This window comes from Candidatus Rokuibacteriota bacterium (genome assembly GCA_030647435.1).
Lineage (GTDB): Bacteria > Methylomirabilota > Methylomirabilia > Rokubacteriales > CSP1-6 > AR37.
In genome coordinates this window covers 1-4928 of record JAUSJX010000165.1, presented here as the reverse complement: position 1 = coordinate 4928, position 4928 = coordinate 1, and the positions used below count along the sequence as shown (strand labels likewise).

4 protein-coding genes are annotated in these 4928 nt (G+C 72.0%); all 4 read right to left on the bottom strand.

The features are described from left to right. Window positions 1–109: 109 nt before the first annotated feature. The 4 genes from Q7W02_27970 to Q7W02_27955 are packed head-to-tail and all read right to left on the bottom strand — an operon-like array spanning window position 110 to window position 4771. Window positions 110–1516 carry an FAD-binding oxidoreductase gene (locus tag Q7W02_27970; GenBank protein MDO8479964.1) on the bottom strand — a complete coding sequence of 469 codons (1407 nt, stop codon included), beginning with the start codon at window positions 1514–1516 and terminating at the stop codon, window positions 110–112. Continuing rightward, entirely contained in the window at window positions 1504–2391 is an 888-nt protein-coding gene (locus Q7W02_27965) for a decaprenyl-phosphate phosphoribosyltransferase (GenBank protein MDO8479963.1), read from the bottom strand. Before Q7W02_27965 ends, Q7W02_27970 begins: the two co-directional genes overlap by 13 nt. An 11-nt stretch (window positions 2392–2402) precedes the next feature. Then, entirely contained in the window at window positions 2403–3725 is a 1323-nt protein-coding gene (locus Q7W02_27960; GenBank protein MDO8479962.1) for a nucleotide sugar dehydrogenase, read from the bottom strand. Then, the gene (locus Q7W02_27955) at window positions 3722–4771 is read right to left on the bottom strand and encodes a DegT/DnrJ/EryC1/StrS family aminotransferase (GenBank protein ID MDO8479961.1); all 1050 of its coding nucleotides are present in this window, start codon (window positions 4769–4771) and stop codon (window positions 3722–3724) included. Before Q7W02_27955 ends, Q7W02_27960 begins: the two co-directional genes overlap by 4 nt. Window positions 4772–4928 lie beyond the last annotated feature (157 nt).

Sequence of the window (4928 nt, the reverse complement as noted above, 5' to 3'; positions counted from 1 at the left end):
TCGAGCTCGGCCGCGTCTCGCCCGAGGAGGCAGAGCGCGTCGCCGCGCTCGGCCATGAGCCGGGCCAGCGCGCGGCCCATGCCTCGCGTGGCGCCGACCACGGCGACCTTCACGGCGTGTCTCCCAGCACGCGCACCGACTGGGCCGAGCGGAAGCGGTGCTCCGGATCCCAGCGATCGCGCACCTTCCGCCACTCGGCGAGGCGGGGCACCATGCGCGCGAAGTCCTCCGGGCGGGTGACGGCGTCCTTGGCGAGGTAGACCCGGCCTCCCGCGGCGATCACCGTCGCGTTCAGCTCGTGGACCAGGGTCTCGGTGCGCGGTCCCCGGTACGGCAGGTCGAGCGCCAGCGTCGTGCCCTCGAGAGGAAAGGACAGGTAGGCGTCGGACTCAGGCCCGCAGTCCTTGATGACCGCGAGGAAGGAGGCCGCTCCCGCCCCGGCAAGCCGCTCGAGCAGCTCGGCGACGGTCGGCGCGCCGGCGGCGCGCGGCACGACGCACTGGTACTGGAGGAAGCCCCGCCGTCCGTACAGGCGATTCCAGCCGCCGATCGCATCGAGCGGGTAGAAGAAGCCGTGGTAGGGCACGGGCCGCGCCGTGCCGCGGCTGCGCCGAGCGTGGCTCCACCACGCGTGTTTCCACCACGCGTGTTTCCAGTAATACGCGGCGTTGAGGCCGCGCATGAGGACCGGGCTCAGCAGCCACTCGGGCGCGTCGAGCGGCACGGCGAGCCGTCGCGGCTCGGGCGGCGGCCCGGCGGGCGCCTCGGCCCGGGAGGCGTGGCGGCCGCGCATCAGGATCCCCCGCCCCAGCGAGGCGCCCCGCGCGAGGGAGTCGATCCAGCCGACGGTGTACGGCCAGTCCTTGCCGGCATCCCGAAAGCAGTCGAGCATCGCCCCGAGCCCCGGCACGGGCTCGGTCTCCACGACCATCCACGCGCTCTCCACCGGCTGGAGGCGGAGCGTCACCTCGGTGATGAGCCCGGTCAGCCCCATCCCGCCGACCGTGGCGAGGAAAAGCTCCCGCTCGCGCGCGGGGCCGCACTCGACCACGCTGCCGTCGGCAACCTGAAGCACCAGGCGATCGACGAAACGTCCGAAGGAGCCGTCGCGGTGATGATTCTTGCCGTGCACGTCGCAGGCGACGCAGCCGCCGACGGTGACGACCTTCGTCCCCGGCGTCACCGGCGGAAACCAGCCGCGCGGCAGGAAGACGCGCAGGATCTCGGCAAGCGAGAGCCCCGCCTCGCAGGTGAGCGTGCCCCGCTCGCGGTCGAAGGCCACCACGCGGTCGGCCCGCGCCGTCTCGAGGACGAGCGCGCCCGGCGCGGCCGGCACGGCCGCGTCGCCGTAGGATCGGCCGAGCCCGCGCGGCAGGACGGGGCGGCCGTCCGGCGGCAGCTGGAGCCGTTCAGGCCGCGCGACGGCTCCCCGCTCGACGGGGTGGCGTCCCCAGCCCGCGACCGGCTCGAGGCTCAGCCCGGCCGACTTTAACTCGGCCGACTTTAACTCGGCCATCGGGGGCCGTAGATGATGGCGAGCGTCGTGACCATCCACAGGAGGGCGTCCAGCAAGAGCCCCCGGTCGGTGACCAGGAGGTCCGACGGGTTGCCCCCCAGGTCGCGCCGGTACAGGAGGTAGAGGTAGCGGAAGATGCCGTAGAGCACGAAGGGCAGGGTCAGCGGCAAGAGGCGGGTATGGAACTTGGCGACGGTCTCGGGCGACATGGTGTAGAGCGCGTAGGTGGTCACCGTCGAGGCCGTGACGACCGAGATCATCTGGTCGAGAAAGCCCTCGCTGTACTCAGCCAGGATGGGCCGGTGGGCGGCGGCATCGCCCTGCAGCGAACGGTACTCGTGCCGGCGTTTTCCTAAGGCCAGGAAGAGCGCGATCAGGATGGTGCAGATGAGCAGCCATCCCGAGATTTCGACATCCACGGCCACGGCGCCCGCCACGGCGCGCAGCACGAAGCCCGTGGCCACCGTCAGCACGTCGAGGATGACGAGGTGCTTGAGCCACAAGGAATAGGCCGTGAGGAGCGTGCCGTAGGCGAGCGCCACGAGCCCGAAGGCCGGCGACAGCCTGAATGCGGCGGCCAGACACCCGGCAAGCAGCAGGACGCCGAAACCGATCGCCGCGCCGATCGGCAGCGCGCCGGACGCGACGGGGCGCAGGCGCTTGGACGGGTGCAGGCGGTCCTTGTCCACGTCCGCGACGTCGTTGAAGAGGTAGATGGCCCCGCTGAGGCCGCAGAAGATGGCGAAGGCGGCGAGCGCGGGCCAGACCCGCGGGGTCAGGAGCTGCTGGGAAAAGATGACGCCGGCGAAGACGAAGAGGTTCTTGACCCACTGGCGCGGGCGGAGCGAAGCGAGGAGGGCCGAGGCCAGGCGCACGCTGGCGCCTCCTACAACCGGATCACATGCGGTTGGGCACCCAACGCTCCGGTCAGGTTGCGTGTGTCGAGGACGAGGCGCGCCTCGCGGCAGAGCCGCGCCGGGTCGAACTCGCGGTGGGCCGTGAGCACCGCCACCAGGTCGTAGGACGCGAGGTCGGCGGTCGCCCAGTCCACGCCGGCGAGCCGCCGGCTGCCCACCGTGAGCGTCGGCACGTGGGGATCGGCGTAGTCCACGCTCGCGCCGCGCAGCAGGAGCGCGCCGATGATCTCCACGGCGGGGGAGTCCCGCACGTCCCCCACCCCGGGTTTGTACGCGACTCCCAGTGCCAAGACGCGCGAGCCCTTCAAAGGCTTGCCCTGGTCGTTGAGGGCGTCGGCCGCCAGCTGCACGGTGTAGGCGGGCATGCCGCCGTTGATCTCGTCCGCGAAGGCGATGAAGCGCGCCTCGTAGCCCATCATGCGCGCGCGCCACGAGAGGTAGTACGGGTCGCTCGGCAGGCAGTGGCCGCCGATGCCGGGCCCCGGGTAGAACGGCATGAACCCGAAGGGCTTGGTCGCGGCCGCGTCGATGATCTCCCAGACGGACAGCCCCAGCCGCCGGCACATGATGGCGAGCTCGTTGACGAGGGCGATGTTGACGCTGCGGAAGATGTTCTCGAAGAGCTTGACCAACTCGGCCGCCTGCGGGGACGAGACCGGCACTACGCGCTCGACGATCTGACCGTAGAGCGCGCAGGCGAGCTGCCGGCAGGCGGGCGTCACGCCGCCCACGATCTTGGGGATGTTGGAGAGGCCGTACGTGCGGTTGCCCGGATCGATGCGCTCCGGCGAGAAGGCGAGGAAGACCTGCTCCCCGACGGCGAGCCCGGAGGCGGTGAAGCGGGGCAGCAGCACCTCCTCCGTTGTGCCCGGGTAGGTCGTCGACTCGAGGACCACGAGCCGGCCGGGACGGAGGATCTTGGCGACCTCGTCGGCCGCCGCCACGATGTGCGAGATGTCCGGCTCCTTGGACTTGCCCAAGGGCGTCGGCACGCAGATGATGATCGCGTCGGCGGCGCCGAGCCCTCCCACGCTGCCTGCGACCGTCAGCCGCCCGGTCCTGACGAGCGGCGCGAGATCGTCGCTCGGCACGTCCTCGATCGGGCTCTGGCCGCGCCCGATCCGCTCCACCCGCCCCGCATCGGCGTCCACCCCGATCACGCGCATGCCGACCTTTGCGAAGGCCACGGCGAGTGGAAGCCCGACGTAGCCGAGCCCGACGACGCCGACCGTCGCGTCGCGACGCTCGAAGCGCTGCATGAGATCCGCCCCGACACCGCCCCCGGCCGTCACGCGAGCCTCTGGATCGCGGCCCTGACAGCAAAGGCCACGCTCCGGACCTCGTCGTCGCTGAGCTCGGGGAAGCACGGCAGCGACACGACCTCGGCGGCCGCGCGCGCGGCGTTGGGGAAGGCTCGGTCGACGTCGGGCACGGCGAACATGGGCTGGGCGGGAATGGGGATCGGGTAGTGCACGGCGGTGCCGACACCCGCGTCGGCGAGCGCCCCGACGAGGGCGTCCCGCTTCGGGGTCCTGACCGTGAACTGGTGGTAGATGTGGCGTGCCGGCGACCGCTCCTGGGCCAGCACCAGCGGCGTGCCCTGCAGCAGCTCGCGGTAGCGCGCGGCGATCTCGCGGCGCCTGTCGTTCCACGCGGGCAGGTGCCCGAGCTTCACGCGCAGGAGCGCCGCCTGAAGCTCGTCGAGCCGGCTCGAGTAGCCGAGCTCCACGTGCTCGTACTTCCGTGGCGAGCCGTGATCGCGGAGCCGCCGGACCGTCTGGGCGACGTCGTCACGGGCCGTCAAGACCATGCCGCCGTCGCCACAGGCGCCGAGGTTCTTCGTCGGGTAGAAGGAAAGGCACGCGACGTCGCCCCAGGCGCCCGCCGGTCGGCCGGCGTAGGTGGCGCCCACGGCCTGCGCCGCGTCCTCGATGACGGCGAGCCCGCGGGCGCGGGCGATGTCGGTGATCGCGTCCATGGCGGCGGGCTGCCCGTAGAGATCCACGGCCACGATGGCGCGCGTCCGCGGCGTCACGGCCCGGGCCACAAGCGTGGGGTCGAGGTTGTACGTGACCGGGTCGATGTCGACGAAGACGGGCCGGGCGCCCACCATCAGCACGGCGCTGGCCGATGCCACGAACGAGAACGACGACGTGACGACCTCGTCGCCGGGCTTGACACCCACCGCCTTGAGGGCGAGCACGAGCGCGTCGGTGCCGGAGTTGACGCCGATACCGTGACGGGTGCCGCAGAGCGCCGCCAGCTCGGCCTCGAGCGCCACCACCTCGGGCCCGAGGATGAACCGGCAGGAGGCCAGCACCCGCTCGGCCGCCGCCATCAGCTCGGCCCGGAGCGCCCCGTGTTGCCGCGCGAGGTCGATCTGCGGGATCAGAAGCCGAGCCCCCCCGCCGACGTGCTCACCTGCCCCAGGCCCAGGAGGTTGACGGAGAACCGGAACTCGCTGTCCTGGCCGTAGCGGTAGATGTACTCGGTGG

What these genes read in the sequence shown, in the direction of transcription:
- Q7W02_27970 (MDO8479964.1), bottom strand. Translation starts at nt 1,516, where the DNA reads ATGGCCGAGTTAAAGTCGGCCGAGTTAAAGTCGGCCGGGCTGAGCCTC.
- Q7W02_27955 (MDO8479961.1), bottom strand. Translation starts at nt 4,771, where the DNA reads ATGGCGGCGGCCGAGCGGGTGCTGGCCTCCTGCCGGTTCATCCTCGGG.